The sequence below is a fragment of the Streptomyces sp. NPDC038280 genome (assembly GCF_055600045.1).
Window position 1 is genome coordinate 1 of the sequence record NZ_JBVJYZ010000004.1, and the last position, 19403, is coordinate 19403.

19 protein-coding genes and 1 pseudogene are annotated in these 19403 nt (G+C 72.1%); 11 read left to right on the plus strand and 9 right to left on the minus strand.

Going from position 1 to position 19403, the window contains the following annotated elements; translation table 11 throughout:
• Nucleotides 1–200, minus strand: a pseudogene (locus tag ACZ7J0_RS10780) (hypothetical protein); the annotation flags it as partial.
• Between the two features lie 198 nt (nt 201–398).
• On the opposite strand from ACZ7J0_RS10780, the gene ACZ7J0_RS10785 reads away from it, so the two are divergent.
• Complete coding sequence (locus ACZ7J0_RS10785; RefSeq protein WP_470886067.1) at nt 399–812, plus strand: tyrosinase family oxidase copper chaperone; 414 nt, start codon at nt 399–401, stop codon at nt 810–812.
• Nucleotides 796–1665 carry a tyrosinase family protein gene (locus ACZ7J0_RS10790; RefSeq protein ID WP_470886068.1) on the plus strand — a complete coding sequence of 290 codons (870 nt, stop codon included), beginning with the start codon at nt 796–798 and terminating at the stop codon, nt 1663–1665. The genes ACZ7J0_RS10785 and ACZ7J0_RS10790 overlap by 17 nt, the downstream gene beginning before the upstream one ends.
• A 57-nt stretch (nt 1666–1722) precedes the next feature.
• Here the strand turns inward: ACZ7J0_RS10790 and ACZ7J0_RS10795 are convergent, their stop codons facing one another.
• The 5 genes from ACZ7J0_RS10795 to ACZ7J0_RS10815 all read right to left on the minus strand — a co-directional run bounded on the left by ACZ7J0_RS10795 (nt 1723) and on the right by ACZ7J0_RS10815 (nt 4625).
• Nucleotides 1723–1992, minus strand: a complete 270-nt coding sequence (locus ACZ7J0_RS10795; protein WP_470886070.1) for a chaplin — start codon at nt 1990–1992, stop codon at nt 1723–1725.
• A 287-nt stretch (nt 1993–2279) separates the two neighbouring features.
• Nucleotides 2280–2735: a hypothetical protein gene (locus ACZ7J0_RS10800; RefSeq protein WP_470886072.1), complete on the minus strand. Its 456-nt coding sequence runs from the start codon at nt 2733–2735 to the stop codon at nt 2280–2282.
• A 281-nt stretch (nt 2736–3016) separates the two neighbouring features.
• The gene (locus ACZ7J0_RS10805; RefSeq protein ID WP_470886074.1) at nt 3017–3277 is read right to left on the minus strand and encodes a hypothetical protein; all 261 of its coding nucleotides are present in this window, start codon (nt 3275–3277) and stop codon (nt 3017–3019) included.
• A 246-nt stretch (nt 3278–3523) separates the two neighbouring features.
• The gene (locus ACZ7J0_RS10810) at nt 3524–4120 is read right to left on the minus strand and encodes a hypothetical protein (protein ID WP_470886076.1); all 597 of its coding nucleotides are present in this window, start codon (nt 4118–4120) and stop codon (nt 3524–3526) included.
• A gap of 262 nt (nt 4121–4382) precedes the next feature.
• Nucleotides 4383–4625: a chaplin gene (locus ACZ7J0_RS10815; RefSeq protein ID WP_470886078.1), complete on the minus strand. Its 243-nt coding sequence runs from the start codon at nt 4623–4625 to the stop codon at nt 4383–4385.
• Nucleotides 4626–4962: 337 nt separating this feature from the next.
• Between ACZ7J0_RS10815 and ACZ7J0_RS10820 the strand changes: the two genes are divergently transcribed.
• Genes ACZ7J0_RS10820 through ACZ7J0_RS10860 form a run of 9 tightly spaced genes read left to right on the plus strand, consistent with a single transcriptional unit; the run spans nt 4963 to nt 15349 of the window.
• On the plus strand, nt 4963–6063 hold the full coding sequence (locus ACZ7J0_RS10820; protein WP_470886080.1) for a DUF3344 domain-containing protein: 1101 nt from the start codon (nt 4963–4965) through the stop codon (nt 6061–6063).
• Complete coding sequence (locus ACZ7J0_RS10825) at nt 5972–7228, plus strand: glycosyltransferase (RefSeq protein ID WP_470886082.1); 1257 nt, start codon at nt 5972–5974, stop codon at nt 7226–7228. Before ACZ7J0_RS10820 ends, ACZ7J0_RS10825 begins: the two co-directional genes overlap by 92 nt.
• Nucleotides 7225–8676 (plus strand): sugar transferase, encoded by a 1452-nt coding sequence (locus tag ACZ7J0_RS10830; RefSeq protein WP_470886084.1) that lies wholly within the window; start codon nt 7225–7227, stop codon nt 8674–8676. The genes ACZ7J0_RS10825 and ACZ7J0_RS10830 overlap by 4 nt, the downstream gene beginning before the upstream one ends.
• Nucleotides 8677–8678: 2 nt before the next feature.
• Complete coding sequence (locus ACZ7J0_RS10835; RefSeq protein ID WP_470886086.1) at nt 8679–10016, plus strand: O-antigen ligase family protein; 1338 nt, start codon at nt 8679–8681, stop codon at nt 10014–10016.
• A complete protein-coding gene (gene murJ / locus ACZ7J0_RS10840; protein ID WP_470886088.1) occupies nt 10009–11742 on the plus strand; it encodes a murein biosynthesis integral membrane protein MurJ in 1734 nt (577 codons plus the stop codon). Before ACZ7J0_RS10835 ends, murJ begins: the two co-directional genes overlap by 8 nt.
• Nucleotides 11711–12430 carry a polysaccharide deacetylase family protein gene (locus ACZ7J0_RS10845; protein WP_470886090.1) on the plus strand — a complete coding sequence of 240 codons (720 nt, stop codon included), beginning with the start codon at nt 11711–11713 and terminating at the stop codon, nt 12428–12430. Before murJ ends, ACZ7J0_RS10845 begins: the two co-directional genes overlap by 32 nt.
• A complete protein-coding gene (locus ACZ7J0_RS10850; RefSeq protein ID WP_470886092.1) occupies nt 12427–13578 on the plus strand; it encodes a glycosyltransferase in 1152 nt (383 codons plus the stop codon). The genes ACZ7J0_RS10845 and ACZ7J0_RS10850 overlap by 4 nt, the downstream gene beginning before the upstream one ends.
• Entirely contained in the window at nt 13575–14231 is a 657-nt protein-coding gene (locus ACZ7J0_RS10855) for a YveK family protein (protein WP_470886093.1), read from the plus strand. The genes ACZ7J0_RS10850 and ACZ7J0_RS10855 overlap by 4 nt, the downstream gene beginning before the upstream one ends.
• Nucleotides 14232–14233: 2 nt before the next feature.
• Complete coding sequence (locus ACZ7J0_RS10860) at nt 14234–15349, plus strand: GNAT family N-acetyltransferase (RefSeq protein WP_470886095.1); 1116 nt, start codon at nt 14234–14236, stop codon at nt 15347–15349.
• 33 nt (nt 15350–15382) lie between these two features.
• On the opposite strand, the gene ACZ7J0_RS10865 is transcribed toward ACZ7J0_RS10860, so the two are convergent.
• From ACZ7J0_RS10865 to ACZ7J0_RS10875, 3 genes are all read right to left on the minus strand, one after another.
• A complete protein-coding gene (locus ACZ7J0_RS10865) occupies nt 15383–16648 on the minus strand; it encodes a glycoside hydrolase family 26 protein (RefSeq protein ID WP_470886097.1) in 1266 nt (421 codons plus the stop codon).
• Between the two features lie 206 nt (nt 16649–16854).
• Nucleotides 16855–17091, minus strand: a complete 237-nt coding sequence (locus tag ACZ7J0_RS10870; protein ID WP_470886099.1) for a chaplin — start codon at nt 17089–17091, stop codon at nt 16855–16857.
• Between the two features lie 185 nt (nt 17092–17276).
• Nucleotides 17277–19313: a thioredoxin domain-containing protein gene (locus tag ACZ7J0_RS10875; RefSeq protein ID WP_470886101.1), complete on the minus strand. Its 2037-nt coding sequence runs from the start codon at nt 19311–19313 to the stop codon at nt 17277–17279.
• Between the last annotated feature and the right edge of the window lie 90 nt (nt 19314–19403).

Here is a 19403-nt window from a genome sequence, read left to right on the forward strand (position 1 = left end):
CTGAACTTGTCAATGGTGATCACCCAGGCAGCCAACAGCCCGGCCGCGCCGGTGACCACCAGCAGCCACGCCAGCGCCCGGCTCGCACCCACGAGCCCGTCCCCGGCCCGGCCGTCCTCCCCCGGGGAGGGCCCGCCGCCCCTCGCGCCGGGGACCTTCGCGAAGGGAGTGTCGGCCGAACCTGCGGTGAGTGAGGTCATGGGTCCGGATGCTAACGGCCCAACAGGGGATCGCCCGCGCCGACTTCATCCGATCGGCGGACACCGTGCCGCAATGCGTCCACACCCCCTCCAGAACGCGTGTGCGTCCGCTACGAACGGCGGATCGGCTCGTTGTGCCCAGAGGGCGTTCGCCGCCCTTCGCCGACACGCCGGGCACGACCGACACGGAGGTCGCTCATGTTTTCGCGCCGGGCCGCACTGCGCACACTCTTCACCCTGGCCGCCGCCGCCTTCACGGGCGGCGCGCTCGCCCATGTCGCCACCACACACCGTCCGGAGCGGAAGCGAGCCCCCGGAGGGGAGGCGGACGCGTCCCTCGCCTTCGACGAGACGTACCGGGGCCGCCGCATCCAGGGCGGACCCGTCCCGCATCACGGCGCCGTCCATGTCCTGGTCGACGGCCGCCCGCTGCATCTGATGCGGCGAGCGGACGGCAGTTACCTCAGCGCCGTCGACCACTACGCATCCTGCCCGACGCCCCGGGCGGCCGCCCGCACGGCCGTGGACGCGCTGGGGACCGCGCTTCCGGGCCCCGCAGCCGCCCGTCACGGCGTACCGACCGGAGGGAGCCCGCGTGGCGTACACGCGTAAGAACCAGCGCGATCTCACCAGCGCGGAGCGGAAGAAGTTCGTCGCCGCCGTCCTGGAGCTCAAACGTTCGGGCGTCTACGACGAGTTCGTCCGTACCCACATCGACTTCTACGTCGCCGACGGCGACGACTCGCTGCGCGCGGCCCACATGGCCCCGACGTTCCTGCCCTGGCACCGCAAGTTCCTGCTGGACTTCGAGCGGGCGCTGCGGCGGGTCGATCCCTCGGTCACCGTGCCGTACTGGGACTGGACCCGTGACAACACCCCCGCCGCGTCCCTGTGGAGCGAGGACTTCATGGGCGGCAACGGGCGTCGCGGTGATCTGCAGGTGATGACCGGGCCGTTCGCGTACTCCCGCGGCACATGGCCGATCAACCACTCGATGACGGATGTCCGTTTCCTCACCCGGGACTTGGGCCGCCCGCGCGACCCGCTCGCCCTCCCGACAGCGGCCGACCTGCGGCAGGCGAGCAACGACCCGGTCTACGACGTGGCGCCCTGGGACTCCACCAGCGCGTCGGGGTTCCGCAACCGGCTCGAGGGCTGGGGGCGGGGCCGGGGGAACGCGAGCTGGCGCAACCACAACCGGGTCCATCGCTGGATCGGCGGCATGATGCTGGGCGGCGCCTCGGTCAACGACCCGGTGTTCTGGCTCCACCACTCCTTCGTCGACCTTCTCTGGTCCCGGTGGCAGCGCCGGCACCCGAGGTCCGGCTATCTGCCCGCGACCCCTCCCGCGCCGGGCTCCGAGCAGTACGGCCGGGTCGTCGCGCGCCATGAGCCGATGCCTCCGTGGAACGTCACTCCGGCGTCCCTCCTCGACCACAGCCGTATCTACCGGTACGCGGAATAGCGCGAAGGCCCCCCGGCCGATGGGCCGGGGGGCCGTGCACAGCGCGTGGCAGGCGGATCAGCTGCCGTAGCCACCGTCGTGGCCACCGTCGCTGATCACGCACTGGTTACCGATGGCCGGGTTCAGGAGCGCGATGATGTTCACGGTGTTACCGCTGACGCAGAGCGGGATGTGGATCGGGACCTGAACGACGTTGCCCGAGACGAGACCGCCCGACTCCACGGTCGCAGCCTGAGCTCCGGAGTCGGCGACGGCCAGGCCGGCTCCGCTGAGGGCAACGGCACCCGTGCCGGCGAGAACTGCGGCCGCCTTCGCGATACGAGACATCAATACTCCTTGGACGTGGAAAGGTGACCACAATTTCGCGGTCATCATGTTTCTTCAACGCGGCCCGGGGGGAACCGGTAACGGCCTTGCGGGGGACATTCCTCGGCGGCGCAGAAATGATGGCCCGCAAGTCCGATGAGCGGCCGCCGCTGGAAACGGCGGTGGGCCGGCGGACTCGCGGGCCGAGGCCATGCGACAAGCCTTCTGTGTAACGAGCAACGACCGTTCGGGGGACGGGGAAGAACCGTGTCTTCACTCTTCCTCGACGGCTGTGCTCGGAACGCGGATCAGACCTCCGGCGCCTGCAGGCCCAGGTTGGAATTCAGGTTTCCGGCCAGCTCGGGCGTGAGGACCGAGGACTTCGGAAGCGCCAGGTCCGGCATTCCGCCGCGCTCCGCCTGGGGGGCGGTGAGCGGCGCGGCGAACCTGGCGCCCGGGGTCGACGTGTGCAGGTCGGAGCTCGGCGAGCTGAACAGTGCCCGGCCCGGGTTGATCTCCTTGACCATGCGCGGCAGCGGAGCGTCGACCACGGTCTGGGGGAGCTCACTCGCGAACGGGATCTGCGGAAGCGCGGCGCCCGCGACACCGGCGCCCACCCCCTCCTGGAATCCGGTGGGCGCCCCCGGCGACAGCAGCGGCACACCGCTGCGCACGGTGGGAGCGTCCAGCGCGGGGGAAGCCGCCTCCAGTCCCTCCAACGGGAGGTTGACCGGTACCTGGGCGGCGGCCGCGGGAGAGGCCATGGCCGCCGAGGCGAGACACGAGACGATAATTCCCAGACCGGCTTGAGATCGCAGGTTCATTACTGCGTACGCCCTTCAAGAGCTTTTCGACGAGGCTGTCCTTGCTGTGCTTTACAACGAGCATGCCGCTGGTTAAGTCGCCAAATTCCCCCATGTGCAGCAACGCGAGTGCTCGAAAACATGTCGGCCCCCACCCTCGAAAGGGCGGAGGCCGACATGAAGAAATGACTGGTCTGCGACACGCGCGGCATCCCAGGAGCCGTAGCTCGAGCGGCCGGTGGCTAATGACCCAGCGGAACGCCGCCGAGCAGCTGGGCGGCCTTCGTCGTGGCGTTCAGCTTGTCCGTGGTCTTCGTCACCGACTGGACGGCGGAACCGTCGGCCGTGCTGGTCAGCGCGTCGGTCTTGAGCGACTTGCCGCCCACCGAGTCGAGCGCACCGTTCAGGCTGACCGGCGAGGCCGGGGCGGCGAAGGCCGGAGAGGCGACCCCCATGGCCATCACAGAACCGGCGACGACCGCGGCAACCTTCATGGGCTTCATTGAGCGAGTCCTTCCCTCATGCTCCCTCACGGAAGCAAGTCACTTACCGCACAGGCCTATTGGAGACTTCTGTACGTCCTTCTGCCTTCTGTAACGATCCCTGCGCGTGACGGAAACTCCGGGAGGAAGGATTTCTGGGCACTGCACCCGAATGATGAGAGGCAGTCGTATTTGCCGATCAAATTCAACACGCGCGGCCGTGCCGGCCCGGAGTGGGTGAGCCGGCACGGCCGCGGGGGTCCCGATCTAGGTGGTCGGCGGTGTGACCGAGGGGGTCGCCGGGGCGGCCGGGGCCGACCCGGGCAGGATGCCGTCGACGACCCCGGTGACGAGGTCGAGCAGCGAGTCGAGCGTGCCCTTCACGAGGTCCACCACTCCGAGCGGGTCGCCCTTCAGCACCCCGTCGAGCAGGGCGTCGAGGGCCTTTTCGAGTGCTGCCAGGGCGTCGTCCACCACATCCGTGGGCGCGGCCTCGGGTGCCGCGCCGGGTGCCGCCTTGGGCGGAGTGGCGGGTGTGGCGGGCAGGTGGCGCCTGACCTCCGCAAGCGCCTCCTCGATGTCCTCCTCCAGGTCCTGGGCCTCATCGGCCGGGATCCGGCCGTTCTCGGCCTTCAGCGCACGCTCCATGAGGTCGGACACCGGATCCACGGCCTCGCCGAGATCGGATAGGGAGTCCACCTTCGCGAGGAGCGAGGCCCTGTCGGGCTCGGACACCTGAGCAGCCAGGGATCTCGCCGCGAGGGGTGAATCGATGACGTCGGCGAAGGCGGGACCTGCCGCGCCGATGGTGAGGGCAACACATATCGCGGCTGCTGCGACACGGCTGGGTGCCAGGAGACGCATACAAGGATCCTTTCGGGATGCGCCGGAAACGTGTCTTCACCATCAAACGGTGCGCAACCCTCCGCAACTGGTCGTCGCGCTGGGTGATTGCGCTCATCGGGTGAAACGGGGCTCCTGACCAGGGGCGCCCGGCCGTTCCTCCGGTCGGGCACGGCTGCGCGTCCCCCCGCCGAACGGGTGCGGGGCATGAAAAAGACCGGCGCGCCGCACCCCGGTGGGGGCGGCGCGCCGGTCCTGAGGGGGCCGCGGCTGGGCCCTGACCTCAGCCCTTGATGGCGCAGCGGTTCCCGATGGCCGGGTTCAGCAGCCCGATGATGTTGACGGTGTTGCCGCTGAGGCAGATCGGGATGTGCACCGGGACCTGGACGACGTTGCCGGAGATGAGGCCACCGGACTCCACGGTCGCGCCGTGGGCTCCGGCGTCGGCGAGGGCCGCACCGGAGGCACCCACGACAGAGGCGGCAACGGTCGCGGACAGGACAGCAGCCTTCGCGATACGGGACATGGAGAGGTACTCCTCGATCGATTGATTTCTTGAGGCGGGTGCGGGAATGTGCCCGGCTCCATCAAGAACGCATGACTTATTCATCGGTTGCTCTCCCGAACGGGTGATGGGCGGGGAATGGAGCAACACGCGCGACGGAGAACGGTCCGAAGCGATAAGGAAGTTAGCCTGAGTGGGCATCTAATGCTTAGTATCGCGCCGTGTTGGGGTTATAAAGTTCCCAAACCTTGCTTCCGGTCCATCCGACCGGACATCCACCGAGCGGCTGACACTCCTCCCACTCCCCCGTCTCTTCACGGGTGTTGCCACGCCTCACTCATCAAAGCGGAGAACCTGTATGCGCAATTCAGTGGTTCTTGCTGTGCGTCGCGGTCTCTTGTGTGCGTTGTCCTGCGCGGCTCTGTCCGCCGCACTGCCCGCCGACGCCGCGCCGCGGGCGAAGGAAGCCCCTCGCGTGCCGTTCGCTCTCCGGTACCACGCGCTCCAGCACGGCGGGATCGTCCGTGCCGCCAACGCGGCCCTGAGCTGCCGCGCCACCAAGACGCTGGGCAGCGGAGCGGTGCCCTGCACCTCCGCGCGGCAGGGTGCCGCCCCGGCGACCAACGACGCCTTCGACCTGGTCCACGTGGACGTCGACAACGACCCGAACACCTTCAACTCGAGCCGCGCCGAGGTACGGATCCCCCGGGGCGCGCGGGTGAGCTACGCGCGGCTCTACTGGGGCGGCAACCTCCTCGCCGGTGACCACAGGCCCGCCGAGAACAACGGCCGCGTACTGATCGCCGAGCCGGGCGGGTCGTACCGGGAAGTCCTCGCGGACAGCACGGTCGGCCATCGGGTCGCGGAGGGCGCCGACGCCTTCCAGGCCTCGGCGGACGTCACCCGCCTGGTCCGCGGCGGCGGCCCGGGGCAGTACACGGTGGCGCAGATCAACGGCGCGACGGGCCGCTCGCCGGTCGGCGCCTGGGCCGGCTGGACGCTGGTCGTCGCGTATGAGAAGAGCGATGAGCCGTTGCGCCATCTGGCGCTGTGGGACGGTTTCGACACGGTCGGCGCGGACGCCGGTCCGCTCCGGGTCGGCCTGGGCGGCCTCGCCGTTCCGAAGGACGCGGCCGGCCTTCTCGGCATGGTCGCCTACGACGGGGACCAGGGAACCGAAGGCGATTCCCTGACCGTCGAAACGGGCCGGGGCAGCGCCGTACTCGGCGACCCCGCCAATTCCCCGGACGACGTGATGAACTCCAGCATCACCGATTTCGGAAGGGGCCCGATCGGGCGAACCCCCGGGCACAAGAACACTCTGGGGTACGACTCCGATGTCTTCGATCTGCGGGGTGCGCTGCGTCATGGGGCCGACCGGGTCAGTGTCGGCCTTACCACCCGGAAGGACACCGTCTGGCTCGGTGCTCTCTTCCTCCAGGCGGACTCACGGAACTGACGTGGGGCCCCAGGCAGAGACAATTGTTCCGGATTTCACCGTCCTCCATGTGGTGCAACCGGGTGACGGTGGAGTGGCCCGGGTGGTCGCGGATCTGGTGCGCGCGCAGGTCGCGGACGGGATGCGGGTGGCGGTGGCCTGCCCTCCCGGTACCCCGCTCGACGAGGCCGTGCGGGAGCACGGCGGCGAGGCCCACGCGTGGCGCGCCCTGCGCGACCCGGGGCCCCGGCTCGTCCGGGAGTGCCGCAGGGTCACCGAGCTGGTCGGACTCGTCCGACCCGATGTGGTCCACGCGCACAGCGCGAAGGCCGGGCTCGCCGCCCGGATGGCCGTACGCGGCCGGACGCCCACGGTGTACCAGCCGCACGCCTGGTCGTTCGAGGCCGTCGACGGTACGACGGCCACGCTGGCCAGGCGCTGGGAGCGGTGGGCCGCGCGGTGGACCGACCGGGTCGTCTGCGTCAGTGACGCGGAGCGCCGGACCGGCGAGAAGGCCGGGATCAGGGCGTCGTGGTCGGTCGTGCACAACGGTGTCGACATCGAGCGGTTCGCCGCGAACGCCGGGGACCGCGCCGTGGACGGCGCGGTCGGCGAGGAGGCGCGGCCGCCGACCGTGGTGTGCGTCGGGCGGCTCTGCCGGCAGAAGGGGCAGGACGTCCTCCTCAAGGCGTGGCCGGCGGTCCTGGCCGAGGTGCCGGACGCCCGGCTCGTGCTGGTCGGGGACGGCCCCGACGCCGAACAGCTACGGGCCCGTGCTCCTGCCTCGGTGGTCTTCGCCGGAGCCGTCGAGGACACCGCTCCCTGGTACCGCGCGGCGGACCTGGTCGTCCTCCCCTCCCGCTGGGAGGGCATGGCGCTCGCTCCGCTGGAGGCGATGGCCGGCGGACGGCCGGTGGTGCTGACCGATGTGGACGGCGCGCGGGAGAGCCTGCCGCCGGGCCACGAGGAGCGCTGCCTGGTCCCGGCCGAGGACCCGGCCGCGCTGGCGGCAGCCCTCGGCGGTCTGCTCGGCCGGCCCGAGCTCCTGTATTCCCTGGGCCGCGAGGCCCACCAGCACGTACTCAGCAGATTCGACGTGCGGCGCACCGGCGCGGCCATCGCGGATGTCTACCGCGAGGTGGCCGGCTCGCAGTGCCCCGAGCTCAGAGAGCCGATTTCCCAGTGACAACGGAAAGCACCAGTGTTCCCCCCTCGTCCGGGACCGTGCCGACAACGGAGCACGCCCCCGGCCTCACCTCCGTGGCGCCGCAGCGCAGCGCGTCCGACCGGCTGGCCCTGCCGCCGCGCCGGACCGCGCCCGCGCGGCCCCTCGCCCTTCCGCTGGTGGCGGCGGACTGCGTCGCGGTACTCGCGGCGGCCGCGCCCCTGTCCGTACCGCAGCGCGATGTCTGGCTCCTCGCCCAACTCACGCTCTGTCTCCTCGCGTTGAACGCTTCCGCGGGCCTCTACCGGCCGGGCGTCGTCATGTCCGTCCTGGACGAGCTGCCCGCGGTCGCCGCCCGGGCCGCCGCGGCCTGGTGCATGGCCGCCGCGCTCCTCGCCTCGTACGCGCCCGGCGACGCGATCGGGCTCCTCACGCTGGCGAGCGCGTACGGCATCCATCTCGCCGTCGTGTGCCTGTGCCGCGCCGCCCTGCACGCCCGCCGGCGCCACGCCGCGCGGGAGCATCCGCGCTCGGCACTGGTGATCGGCGCGCAGGCCACGGCGCAGCGGCTGGCCACCGCGCTCGCCCAGCACCCCGAGTACGGCATCCGGCCGGTCGGTGTCGTCGGCCCGCGGCACGAGGGGCCGCCCTCGTCCGGTGCGGACGTCCCGGCGCTGCCGGTGCTGACCTCCATGGAGGAGATCCACCGCGCCGTCATCCAGAACACCGTGCGCGACGCGGTGTTCCTCACGGACGACAGCGGCCTCATGACCCTCTTCCAGCACTACGGCTGCACCACGTGGCGGGCGGGCGACGCCGCGGGCGGCACGTCGATGAGCGCGCACCTGTGGGGGTACGAGTGCCGTCGCGTCGACCCGCCGCGCGTCCGCCGCGGCCACACGGCCAAGCGGCTGCTCGACATCGCCGCCGCGGCGTTCATGCTGGCCTGCGCCGCCCCCGTGCTGCTGCTGTGCGCGGTGGCGGTCCGGCTCTCGGACGGTCCCGGTGTGCTGTTCCGCCAGGAACGGGTCGGCCAGCACGGGCGGTTGTTCACGCTGCTGAAGTTCCGCACGCTGCGCCCGGCCGACGAGAGGGAGTCGGCGACGCGGTGGAGCGTCGCCGGCGACGAGCGGATGAGCGCGGTCGGCGGGTTCCTGCGGCGCAGCTCGCTCGACGAGCTGCCGCAGCTGTGGAACGTGCTGCGCGGCGACATGAGCCTGGTCGGCCCCCGGCCCGAACGGCCCTTCTTCGTCGCCAAGTTCAGCCGTCTGCACGCGGGTTACGCGGCCCGTCACCGGATGCCGGTCGGGCTGACCGGGCTGGCACAGGTCCATGGGCTGCGCGGAGACACCTCGATCGAGGACCGCTGCCGCTTCGACAACCACTACATCGACCACTGGTCACTCTGGCAGGACGTGTGCATTCTGCTGCGGACCGCCGCCTCCTTGGTCCGACCGGCGGGGAGCTGAGGATGGCGGGGGGAATCTGCGCGGTACCGGCGCGCGGCGCGCTCCGGTGGGAGCGGGTCCGTGCGGTGGGGCCACTGCTGCCGGTCCTGGCGGTCGTCGCGCTGCTGACCGTGCCGGCCGGTGACGGTTCGTCCGGCACGGGAACGGTCGCGGACGCGGCTTCGGGGGCCCTGGTCCTGGTGTGCCTGGTCAGGGTCCTGCGGGAGCGGGCACGGCCGCTGTCCCGCGCGGCGGCGGTGGTGCTGGCCCTTCCGGTGCTCGGGATCTGTCTCGCGGCGGTCACGTCGCACGATCCGGCGGCCAGCCTTCCTGGGGTCGCCCGCTACGTCCAGGTCTTCGTCCTCGTCCCGGCCGCCGTCGTGCTGACCGTCCGCGGTCGGCGGGACTTCGCCGTGATTGCCTGGTTCCTGGTCGCGCTGGCCCTGGTCCAGGGCGCGGTCGGGGTGGCGCAGTACCTGACCGGGACGGGCGCCTCGTACATGGGTGAGGACATCCGCGCGGTGGGGACCTTCGGGCCCACCGATGTGATGGGTATGGCGACGGTGGTCGCGTTCGGGATCGTCATCGCGGTCGGTGTCGGGCTGGGCGCGTCGGGGCCCTCCCGGGTGCCCGCCCTGGTGTGCGCGGGGCTGCTGCTCGTCCCGCTCGTGCTGTCGTTCAGCCGCGGTTCGTGGATCGCGACGGTTCTGGCGTGCGCGGTGCAGTTGGCGCTCTCGGGGGCGCGCCGGGCCGTGCGGGTCGCCCTCGCCGCCGGGGCCCTCGCCGTGGTGCTGGTCGGCGGCCTCGGGATCGGCTCGCAGCTGGTGAAGGAGCGAGCGGCCAGCATCACGCAGGTCACCGAGGCGCCCGACCGGTCGGTGACCGACCGGTACACGATGTGGGCGGCGGCCGGGGCGATGTGGCGGGCGGAACCCGTCACCGGTGTCGGGCTGAAGGGCTTCCCCCAGTACCGCGACAGCCACGCCTCGCTGGCACTCTCCTCGGGCAGCGACACCGCGGGAGCGGGCCGGGCCTTCGAGCGCCAGGAGCTGCTCTCCCCGCACAACATGTATCTGCTGGTGCTCAGCGAGCAGGGCCTGGTGGGGGCGGCGCTCCTGGTGGGCAGTTGGGCGGCGCTCCTGGTCGGGGCACTGCGGCGGCTTCCGGCCGCGCGCCGCGCCGGGCACGGCGCCGACTGCGCCCTGGTCGCGGTGGGACTACTGGTGTGGCAGCTGGTGGACTTCGCGTACGCGGACATCGGCGGTCCCTCGACGGTTCTCACAGCGGTCGTGCTGGGGCTCTGCGCCTGGTGGGCGCTGGCCTCGGGCGGCGAGCGGACGGCGGGGGCGGACAGTGCCTGACGTACGGGAGTCGGCGCCACGCCCGGCGGTGGTCACCGCCGGGCGGGGCGGGCGCCGCCGCGGATGGTCCCCGTCGAACGCGTTCCTCGCCCGGGCGGCGATGGTCACGGCCGCGCTGACCGCCGCGGGGGCGCTGCTGGGTCTCGTACGGGACCAGATCCTGGCGCACTACTTCGGGGCCGGGCCCGACACGGACGCGTTCCTGGTCGCCTGGACGGTCCCCGAGTTCGCGTCGACGCTGCTGATCGAGGACGCGATGGCGCTGATCCTGGTGCCCGCGTTCAGCCGGGCGCTGGCGCGCCGCGCCGAGAACCAACCACTCGATCCGGTCCACGCGTTGGTGCGTTCGACCCTCCCCCGGATCACGCTGTGGCTGGGGGCGGTCGCCGCGCTGGTGGTGGCGGGGGCGCCGTGGGTGGTGGGCGCGCTGGCCCCGGGTCTCGCGGAGCCGGGGCTCGCCGTCGACTGCACCCGGCTGACGGCGACCTGTGTGCTCAGTTTCGCGCTGGCCGGGTACTGCAGCGCGGCGCTTCGCGCGCACGGCCGGTTCCTGGGCCCGGCCGCCATCTACACCGCGTACAACGCCGCGATCATCACCACGGTCGTGCTGATGTGCCGGCAGTGGGGCGTGCGGGCGGCGGCGGCCGGAGTCGCCTTCGGCGGCCTGCTGATGCTGCTGATCCAGATTCCTTCCCTGCTCGGAGCGTTGAGGATGCGGGGCGCGGCCTTCCGGAAGGCGGCGGGCCGCCGCCAGGGGCGGCTGATCGTGCTCGGCCTCGTCGCGCCGGTCATCGTCTTCGCCGTGAGCCGGCAGGCCCAGGTGCTCGTGGAGCGCTTCCTCGCCGCCCCGCTGGCCGCCGGGGCGATCTCGCACCTGAACTACGCGCAGAAGGTCGCGCAGGTGCCGATGGTCCTCTCTCTGATGCTGTGCACGGTCTCGTTCCCTGTGGTGGCCCGCGCCGCGGCGGCCGGCGACACCGCCCTGGCCCGCCGCCGGGTCGAGCGCGACCTGCTGCTGGCCGGTGTGGTCGTCCTGACGGGCGCGGCGGTGGTGATCGCGGGTGCGCCGCAGATCGTCGCCGTGCTGTTCCAGCGGGGCGCGTTCGACAGCGCGGACACGGCGGCCACCGCCGCCGTCATGCGCCTCTACGCGCTCGGCCTGCTCGGACAGACCCTGGTCGGCGCGCTCGTACGCTGCTACTTCTCCGCCGCGCGCCCCTTGTGGTTCCCCGCCGCCGCCATGCTGACCGGTCTGGCCGCGACGGCGCTCGCCGGGGTGGCCGGGGTACGTCTGTGGGGAGCGCCCGGGATCGCCGCCGCGAACGCCCTCGGCATCACCCTGACCGCCGCGCTGCTGCTGTACGGCGTGCCGAGGCAGGGCATCGCGTTGCGGACCGGACGGGTGTGCGCCGGCCTCGCCAGGCTCGCCGCGGCAGCCGCCGGGGCCTGCGCCGCGGCCTGGTTCTGCGCGGCGCGCGTCGAGGCGCCGCTGCTCGCCGTGGGCACCGTCTGTCTGGTCGTCACCGTCGTGTTTCCGCTCCTCGCCCGGGTCTTCCGGGTGCCGGAGGTCCCGTCCCTGATCCGCTCCGCCGCACGGAGGCTCCCGCATGTCCGCCACATCCGCCGCCACGGCGCCCGCCCGCTCCCGGAGCGGGACCCGGCGCCTGCTGCCGAGGCCGCCCCTGTGGGTGGCGATGTACCACTCGATCGCCGACCCCTCGGATGACCCGTACCAGGTGACCGTCTCGCCGGTCACGTTCGCCCGGCAGCTGCACTGGCTGAGCGACCGGGGGCTGCGCGGCGTCGCCGTGCGGGAGTTGCTGGACGCCACCGCCCGGGGCAGGGCCGACAACCTGGTCGGGCTGACCTTCGACGACGGGTACGCCGACTTCCTCGGCAGCGCCGTTCCGCTGCTGCGCCGGCACGGGTTCACGGCCACCGTCTTCGTGCTGCCCGGCCGGCTCGGCGAGGTGAACGCTTGGGACGAACGCGGTCCGCGCAAGCAGCTGTTGACCCAGGAGGGGATGCGCGCCGCCGCGGCCGCCGGGATGGAGGTCGCCTCGCACGGCCTGCTGCACACCTCTCTCCCCGGTCTGGACGACCTGGGTCTGAAGCGGGAGATCGAGCAGAGCAGGGACCTGATCCACGAGATCACCGGTACCGCGCCGGAGGGCTTCTGCTATCCGTACGGCGATGTCGACGCGCGGGCCATGAACGCCGTCCGCGACGCGGGATACCGCTATGCCTGCGCGATCAACCCGAAGTCGCTCACCGGGGTGTTCGCGCTCCCGCGCGTCCACATCGGCGAGCAGGACACCTCCTGGCGGCTGCATGCCAAGCGGGGGCTGCACGCCCTGCGCCGCAGACATCCCGTGGACCTTCCGAGGCCCCGCCGCGCCCGGGTCGGCCCATGAAGGCCCTGCATGTCATCACCGGCCTCGGCATCGGTGGCGCCGAGCAGCAACTGCGACTCCTGCTGCGGCACTTGCCGACGCGAAGCAGTGTCGTCACCCTGACCAACCCCGGCCCGGTCGCCCGGGGCATCGAGGCGGACGGCGTGTCCGTCACCCATCTGGGCATGACGGGCAACCGGGACCTGGGGGTGCTGCCGAGGCTCGTCCGCCTCATCAGGGACGGCGGGTTCGACGTGGTTCACACCCACCTCTACCGGGCCTGCCTCTACGGCCGGATCGCAGCCCGCCTCGCCGGTGTCCGTACGGTCATCGCCACCGAACACTCCCTCGGCGAGGCGCAGATCGAGGGCCGGCCGCTCACCGCGGGCGCCCGCGCGCTCTATCTGACCGGGGAGCGTCTGGGGACCTCGACGGTCGCCGTCTCCCCGTCCGTGGCGAGGCGACTGGAGGAGTGGGGCGTGCGGCCCTCACGTATCCATGTCGTGCCCAACGGCATCGAGGTCCGCCGCTTCGCCTTCGACGCGGCGGCCCGGCGCGCGACGCGGCGGCGGCTCGGTCTGCCGGAGGACGCCTTCGTCGTCGGCGGGGTGGGCCGGCTCGCGGCCGGCAAGCGCTTCGACCGGTTGGTGCGGGCGGTGGCGTCACTGCCCGATGCCCGGCTGCTGCTGGTCGGCGAGGGTGACCAGCGCCTGCCCCTGCTGAAGGTGGCGCAGGAGTGCCGGGCCGCGGACCGGGTCCGTCTCACCGGCGCCTGCGAGGACCCCCCGCCCGCCGGGGGCGCCACGGACTCCCCCGACCTGCCGTCGCTGCTCGCGGCGATGGACGTCTTCGTCTCCACCTCCCCCGACGAGGCGTTCGGCCTGGCGGTCGTCGAGGCCCTGGCCGCCGGGCTGCCGGTGCTGTACGTCGCCTGCCCGGCCATCGACGACCTCCCGCCGGACGCCGCCCCGGGCGCACGCCGGATCAACGAGTCCGTCCCCGAACTGATCTCCGCCCTGCGAGGCATCCGCCGCGCCGGGCTCGCCCGGCTGCCCCAGCCCGCGGCCGCGCACCGCTACGACATCGCCCGCAGCGCACAGCAGTTGATGTCCCTGTACGAGAACGCCGTCCACGGCGCACCCCCTTATCCCGAGGTGAGTTGCTCATGAACCAGCTGCTGTCCACCGTCAGGACCTGGCGCCCGCGCCGATGGTGGGTCCTGCCGGGATCGGTCCTGCTCGGCGTGGTCGCCGGCGGCGGGTACGGGCTGCTCAAGACGCCCGAGTACGCGGCGACGAGCTACGTGGTCGTCGTGCCCGCCGAGAAGTCCGACCCCGCCGCCGCGCTCGGCTTCGCCACCGCGTACGGCCGCGTGGCCACGGACATCGCCGTCACCGGTGACGCGCAGGTGTGGGCCGGGGTCTCGGCCGCCACCCTGCGCGCCGGTGTGCAGGCCGCCACCTCCCCCGACGCCCCGATGATCTCCCTCACCGCCCGGTCGTCGCGCCCCTCCACCGCCGTCGCCATGGCCGACGGCGTGGCCCGGGCGCTGGTCGTCAACAGCGCCCATGTGCAGCCCAGTACGGGGGTCAAGGTGCTGCAGTTCTCCCGCGCCGCCGTGCCCACCCGCCCGGTGTCGCCGTCCGCGCCGCTCTCGGCGCTGGTCGGCGGCTGCGCGGGCGGGCTGCTCGGCGGCTTCGCCCTGCTCGTCCGCCCCCGGGGCAGGCGGGACCGGGAGACGCCGGAGGTGCGCGCGACGGTTCCGGGCCCGGCGGAGCAGCGGGACGTCCCGGCCGCAGCCCCTCAGCCGGAGGCGGTGTGAGGGTGGGGCACGACCGTGGGGTGACCGTCTGCCGGGACGGCGCCGAGTTCGGCCGGCTGGCCGACGAGTGGACCCGGCTCTGCGGCAGGTGCGCGACGGCCACGCCGTTCCAGAGCCATGCCTGGCTGTACTCGTGGTGGCTGTCGTACGGGAGGCCCGGCGCGCTGCGGGTCGTCCTGGTCCGCCGCGACGGGGACCTGATCGCGGCCGCGCCGCTGATGCGGGCCCCGGGCCCGCTGCCCGTTCTGACCCAACTGGGCGGCACCATCTCCGACTTCACCGATGTGCTGCTCGACGACCGGTGTCCCGACGCGGCGCCCGTGCTCGCCGAGGCGCTCGCGGACGTCGCCCGGAACGCCGTCATCGATCTGCGGGAGGTACGGCCGGGGGCCTCGGCCGAGCGGGTCCACGCCCATTGGCGCGGCCCCCGGTGGCGTCTCGCGGACTCGGTCTGTCTGGAACTGCCCGCCGTTCCGATGGACGCGCTCCTGGCACGGCTTCCGTCGCAGAAGGCCCAGCGGGCCCGGGCCAAGCTGCGCAAGCTCGACGCGCTCGGCATCGACGGGCGCGTCGTACCGGGCCCGGACGTCCCCGCCGCGCTCACCCGCCTCCTCGACCTCCACCGGCTGCAGTGGCAGGGGCGGGCCGTGACGGCGGAGCACACCAGCGAACGGTTCGCCGAGCATCTGACCAGGGCCGTACGGCCGATGGTGGAGTCCGGGCACGCGAGGGTCACGGAGTTCCGGATGGCCGGCGAGGTGGTCGCCGCGGACCTCACCCTCATGTCACCGCGGCTGGCGGGAGGCTACCTGTACGGCGCCGATCCGGTGCTCCGCGCCCGGAAGGCGGACGTGGCGACGATGCTGCTGCGCAACGGGGTGCGGGAGACCTGCGCGGACGGGCGCGCCACGCTGAGCCTGTTGCGCGGCAGCGAGCCGTACAAACAGCACTGGCGTCCCGAGGCGGTGGGCAACCGGCGGCTGCTGCTCGCCCGGGCCCGTCTCGGCCCGGTCCTGGTGGTGCGGGCGGCGTTCGCGCAGGTCCGGCGCTGGGCGGCGGACCTGCTCCGGGACCGGGCCTGGGTACGGAGGCTGCGCGGCGGAGGAGGAGGAAAGTAGCTCCTCCTCCGCCGTCGCGGACGCGTGCCGGGGTCAGGAGCGCCCCTGCTTCCACCAGTCGACACGCATGCAGACCTTTCCACCGATCCACTGCTCGACCCAGGGACCGAGGTCGACGGGCACGCACTCATCGGTGCCCGTCGGCCTGGGCTCGGGCGTCGGCGTGGGCGAGGGAGTGGGCGTCGCCTCCGGCTCCGGCGGAGTCGTCGGCTCAGGCGTGGGTTCCGGCTTGGGCTCGGGCACCGGGACCGTCGGGACGGGAACGGTCGGGACCGGAACGCTCGGGACCGGCAGCGGCTTGCGGCCGAAGAGCAGCGCACGGAACACCTTGGAGGACTTGGGGTTCTCCTCGCACTGCCAGACACCGTGCGGGCAGTAGTCGGTGATCGTGTGATAGAGCGGCTTGTGCTCGTCCATCCATTCGAGCATGCGCCGCATGTACTCCGGATTGTCACCGTTCCGGAAGAGCCCCCACTCCGGGTACGAGATCTCCTTTCCGTGCTCCTTCGCGAAATCCACGTGCTTGCGCAGCCCATAAGGCTCGCTCACATGTCCGTCGAAAGGCATTCCGGTCGGCTGGTCGTAGGAGTCCATTCCGACGATGTCGACGACGCCGTCGCCCGGATAACACTCCGTCCACGGGACGGCGTCCCTTCCCCGGCTCGGCGTGAAGTCGAAGCGGAAATTCTGCCCGGGCACGGCGCGCATGGCAGTGACGATGCGGTTCCAGTACTGCTTCCACGCCTCCGGGTCAGGAGCGCAGCGATGGCTGTACGTGATTCCGTTCATTTCCCAGCCGAGGACGATGACGGTGTCGGCCGCCTTCAGACCGACGAGCCGTTCGGCCAGCGTCCTGAAGTGGCCGTCGAACTCGCCCCGGGCGCCGCGCCGCAGCTGCCGGCGCACCTCGGAGTCCGGCAGGTGGTCCTCGTTGCGTTCCAGCATCGGAACGTTCAGCACGAAGAGACGGTCGTCCCGCGCGTTGCGCCACTGCGCCCAGCTCTCGAGGAAACGCGGGGCGCCCTCGATGTTGGACCACACATCACCGGGCAGGTAGGTGTGACCGACGCGGAGTTCCGTCCCGCCGAGCCATTTCTCCAGCTGTGCCATGCGTGTGACGCCCTGTGGGCCGTAGTCGAGATAGGCGCCGAGCGCGCCGGTCCGGGGCGGGGCGGGGTCCCGTGCCGCGGCCGGCGCGGCGGCGTGCCCGGCAGAATGCGCCACATGGGCGGAGGCGAGGAGACCCGCGGTGAACACCCCCAGCCACACACGTGTTGATCTACGAGGTCGGTAGCGCATGTCAGCTCCTTCGCGGGACGGCGAGATCCGTTGATCACACGGCCCAAAAGTATTCCTAATGAGCCGATCGGGAACTCGGCCGGAGCTTGACGTAGCCCATTGGGGGATTTCGTAACCCACTTGGGGCACAGAAAAGGCCGGCCCCGGAACAGCGATGCTGTTCCGGGGCCGGCCCCGTGCGTTGCGTCCCTGGGGGCGCGGTGGCGTCAGTCCTTGATCTTGCAGCGGTTCCCGATGGCCGGGTTCAGCAGCCCGATGATGTTGATGGAGTTGCCGCTGACGCAGATCGGCGCGTGGATCGGCACCTGAACGACGTTCCCCGACAGGATGCCATCGTTTCCGCTGGACACACCGAAGGCACCCGAGTCCGCCATGGCGGGGGCGGCGCCACCAAGGGCCATGACGAGTCCTGCAACGGCGACCGCAGCCTTCTTACACAGCATTTCGGCTGGTTCCTTTCCGCGGCGGAAGAAGTTTCACGGCTTTCGTGAACCTCGGGCCGTTTCGGCCCGCGCCTCCGCTGCACATTTCCCAACGACCATGCCAGAAAAAGGAAACCTGCCGACGCAGGACCGAGCCCATTCACTCTATTGACTTCCTTTAATTACTTCATACGGCGGCGCCGTATTCAGGAAAGAGGAACGGAGAGCTGTCGCGCCAGGACGGCGGGGTCGGTCGTCGGCGCGTCGCAGGTGAAGTGGCGGCAGACGTACGCGGCCGGCGCCCCTTCCACCAGCGGACGGTCCCTCAGCAGCGGGAACTCCTCGCCGTCCGGCTCGCCGAAGGCGACGACCGCGCCCGGCGCGGTGCCGAGCAGCGCCGTGCGGTGCAGCTCCCGCGCGGACGCGTCTCCCGGCGCGCCGACCACCGCGATCTCGCGCGGACCGTCGAGCAGCGCCTCGGCCACGGCGAGCCCCCAGCCGATGAAACGGGGCGCGCGCGGACCCAGCGCCTTGACCACGCCGAGCGCTCCCTCGGCGGCGGCGCGGTGGGCCTCGGACCCGGTGTGCGCGGCGTACGAGAGGAGCGCGCCGGCGGCCGCCGTCCACCCGGAGGGGGCGGCGCTGTCGGTGGGGTCCTGGGGGCGGCGGATCAGCGTCTCGGCGTCGTGCGCGGTGTCGTACAGCGCCCCACCCTCGGCGACGAACTGGTCCAGGACGATGTCCGTCAGGAAGCCGGCGAACTCCAGCCAGACGCCTTCGCCCGTGACCTCGGCCAGCGCGAGGAAACCCTCGGCGACATCGGCGTAGTCCTCCAGCACTCCGGCGTTCGCGCCCACCGTGCCGTCCTTCGAGGTACGGGCGAGGCGCGCGCCGGCGTCCATGTGGAGCCGTACGAGCAGATCGGCGGCCTCCGTCGCCCGCTCGACCAGGTCGGGGCGGTCGAAGTAGGCGCCGGTCTCGGCGAGCGCTGCGATGGCGAGGCCGTTCCAGGCGGCGACGATCTTGTCGTCGCGACCGGGGCGTGGGCGCCGGTCACGGGAGGCCACCAGCCGCGCCTTGATCGAAGCGATCCGTTCGGCGTCCGCGACGCCCGCGTCCTGCGGCAGCTGGAGGACCGACGCGCCCTCCTCGAAGGTGCCCTCCTCGGTCACCCCGAAGTACGGGGCGGCGTACCGGGCGTCCTCCTCGCCGAGGACCTCGGCGAGCTGCGCCGGGGTCCACACGTAGTACGCCCCCTCGACGTGCTTGCCGCTCGCGTCCTCACTGTCCGCGTCCAGGGCGGAGGCGAAGCCGCCCTCGGCGGTGCGCAGTTCGCGGACCATGAAGTCGGCGGTCTCCAGGGCGACCCGGCGGGCCAGATCGCTGCCGGTGGCCCGCCAGAGGTGGGCGTAGACGCGGCACAGCAGGGCGTTGTCGTACAGCATCTTCTCGAAGTGGGGGACGACCCATTCGCGGTCGACCGAGTAGCGGGCGAAGCCGCCGCCGAGCTGGTCGTAGATGCCGCCGCGGGCCATCGCCTCGCAGGTGTCGGCGGCCATCTGGAGCGCGCCCTCGGAGCCCGTGCGGGCGTAGTGGCGCAGCAGGAACTCCACCGTCATCGACGGCGGGAACTTGGGGGCGCCCCCGAAGCCGCCGCGCTGGGCGTCGTACTCCCTGGTCAGCCCGAGCAGCGCCTGCGCGAGGTCCTCCTCTCCCGGCACGCCCTGGCCGCCGTACGACAAGGAGCGGCCGGCCAGATCGCGGACGATGTTCCCGGCGACCTCGCCGACCTCGTCGCGGCGGTCGGCCCAGGCGGTCGAGACGCCCTCCAGGACCTGTCCGAAGGAGGGCATGCCGTGCCGGGACTCGGGCGGGAAGTACGTACCGAAGTAGAAGGGCTCGGCGTCCGGGGTCAGGAAGACCGTCATGGGCCAGCCGCCCTGCCCGGTCGCCGCCTGCACCGCCTCCATGTAGACGGCGTCCACGTCGGGGCGCTCCTCGCGGTCGACCTTCACCGCGACGTAGTGCTCGTTGACGTAGGCCGCGGTGGCGTCGTCCTCGAAGGACTCGTGGGCCATCACATGGCACCAGTGGCAGCTGCTGTACCCGACGCTGAGCAGTACCGGCACGTTGCGGCGGCGCGCCTCCTCGAACGCCTCGGCCGACCAGGGCCACCAGTCGACCGGGTTGTCGGCGTGCTGGAGGAGGTAGGGGGACGTCTCATGGGCCAGTCGGTTCGGCATGGGCCCATCCTGCCGCAGCCCCCGTTGATCCCGGTTGATCGCCTCGCTCCCTCGCGCCGACGCGCGTCACGCAGGACACTTGTCCCGCGA

Coding starts and splice junctions, on each gene's coding strand:
- ACZ7J0_RS10850 (WP_470886092.1), top strand. CDS start 12,427: ATGAAGGCCCTGCATGTCATCACCGGCCTCGGCATCGGTGGCGCCGAG.
- ACZ7J0_RS10825 (WP_470886082.1), top strand. CDS start 5,972: ATGGGGCCGACCGGGTCAGTGTCGGCCTTACCACCCGGAAGGACACCG.
- ACZ7J0_RS10785 (WP_470886067.1), top strand. CDS start 399: ATGTTTTCGCGCCGGGCCGCACTGCGCACACTCTTCACCCTGGCCGCC.
- ACZ7J0_RS10805 (WP_470886074.1), bottom strand. CDS start 3,277: ATGAAGCCCATGAAGGTTGCCGCGGTCGTCGCCGGTTCTGTGATGGCC.
- ACZ7J0_RS10820 (WP_470886080.1), top strand. CDS start 4,963: ATGCGCAATTCAGTGGTTCTTGCTGTGCGTCGCGGTCTCTTGTGTGCG.
- ACZ7J0_RS10875 (WP_470886101.1), bottom strand. CDS start 19,313: ATGCCGAACCGACTGGCCCATGAGACGTCCCCCTACCTCCTCCAGCAC.
- ACZ7J0_RS10810 (WP_470886076.1), bottom strand. CDS start 4,120: ATGCGTCTCCTGGCACCCAGCCGTGTCGCAGCAGCCGCGATATGTGTT.
- ACZ7J0_RS10835 (WP_470886086.1), top strand. CDS start 8,679: ATGGCGGGGGGAATCTGCGCGGTACCGGCGCGCGGCGCGCTCCGGTGG.
- ACZ7J0_RS10855 (WP_470886093.1), top strand. CDS start 13,575: ATGAACCAGCTGCTGTCCACCGTCAGGACCTGGCGCCCGCGCCGATGG.
- ACZ7J0_RS10845 (WP_470886090.1), top strand. CDS start 11,711: ATGTACCACTCGATCGCCGACCCCTCGGATGACCCGTACCAGGTGACC.
- ACZ7J0_RS10800 (WP_470886072.1), bottom strand. CDS start 2,735: ATGGCCTCTCCCGCGGCCGCCGCCCAGGTACCGGTCAACCTCCCGTTG.
- ACZ7J0_RS10795 (WP_470886070.1), bottom strand. CDS start 1,992: ATGTCTCGTATCGCGAAGGCGGCCGCAGTTCTCGCCGGCACGGGTGCC.
- ACZ7J0_RS10865 (WP_470886097.1), bottom strand. CDS start 16,648: ATGCGCTACCGACCTCGTAGATCAACACGTGTGTGGCTGGGGGTGTTC.
- ACZ7J0_RS10870 (WP_470886099.1), bottom strand. CDS start 17,091: ATGCTGTGTAAGAAGGCTGCGGTCGCCGTTGCAGGACTCGTCATGGCC.
- ACZ7J0_RS10815 (WP_470886078.1), bottom strand. CDS start 4,625: ATGTCCCGTATCGCGAAGGCTGCTGTCCTGTCCGCGACCGTTGCCGCC.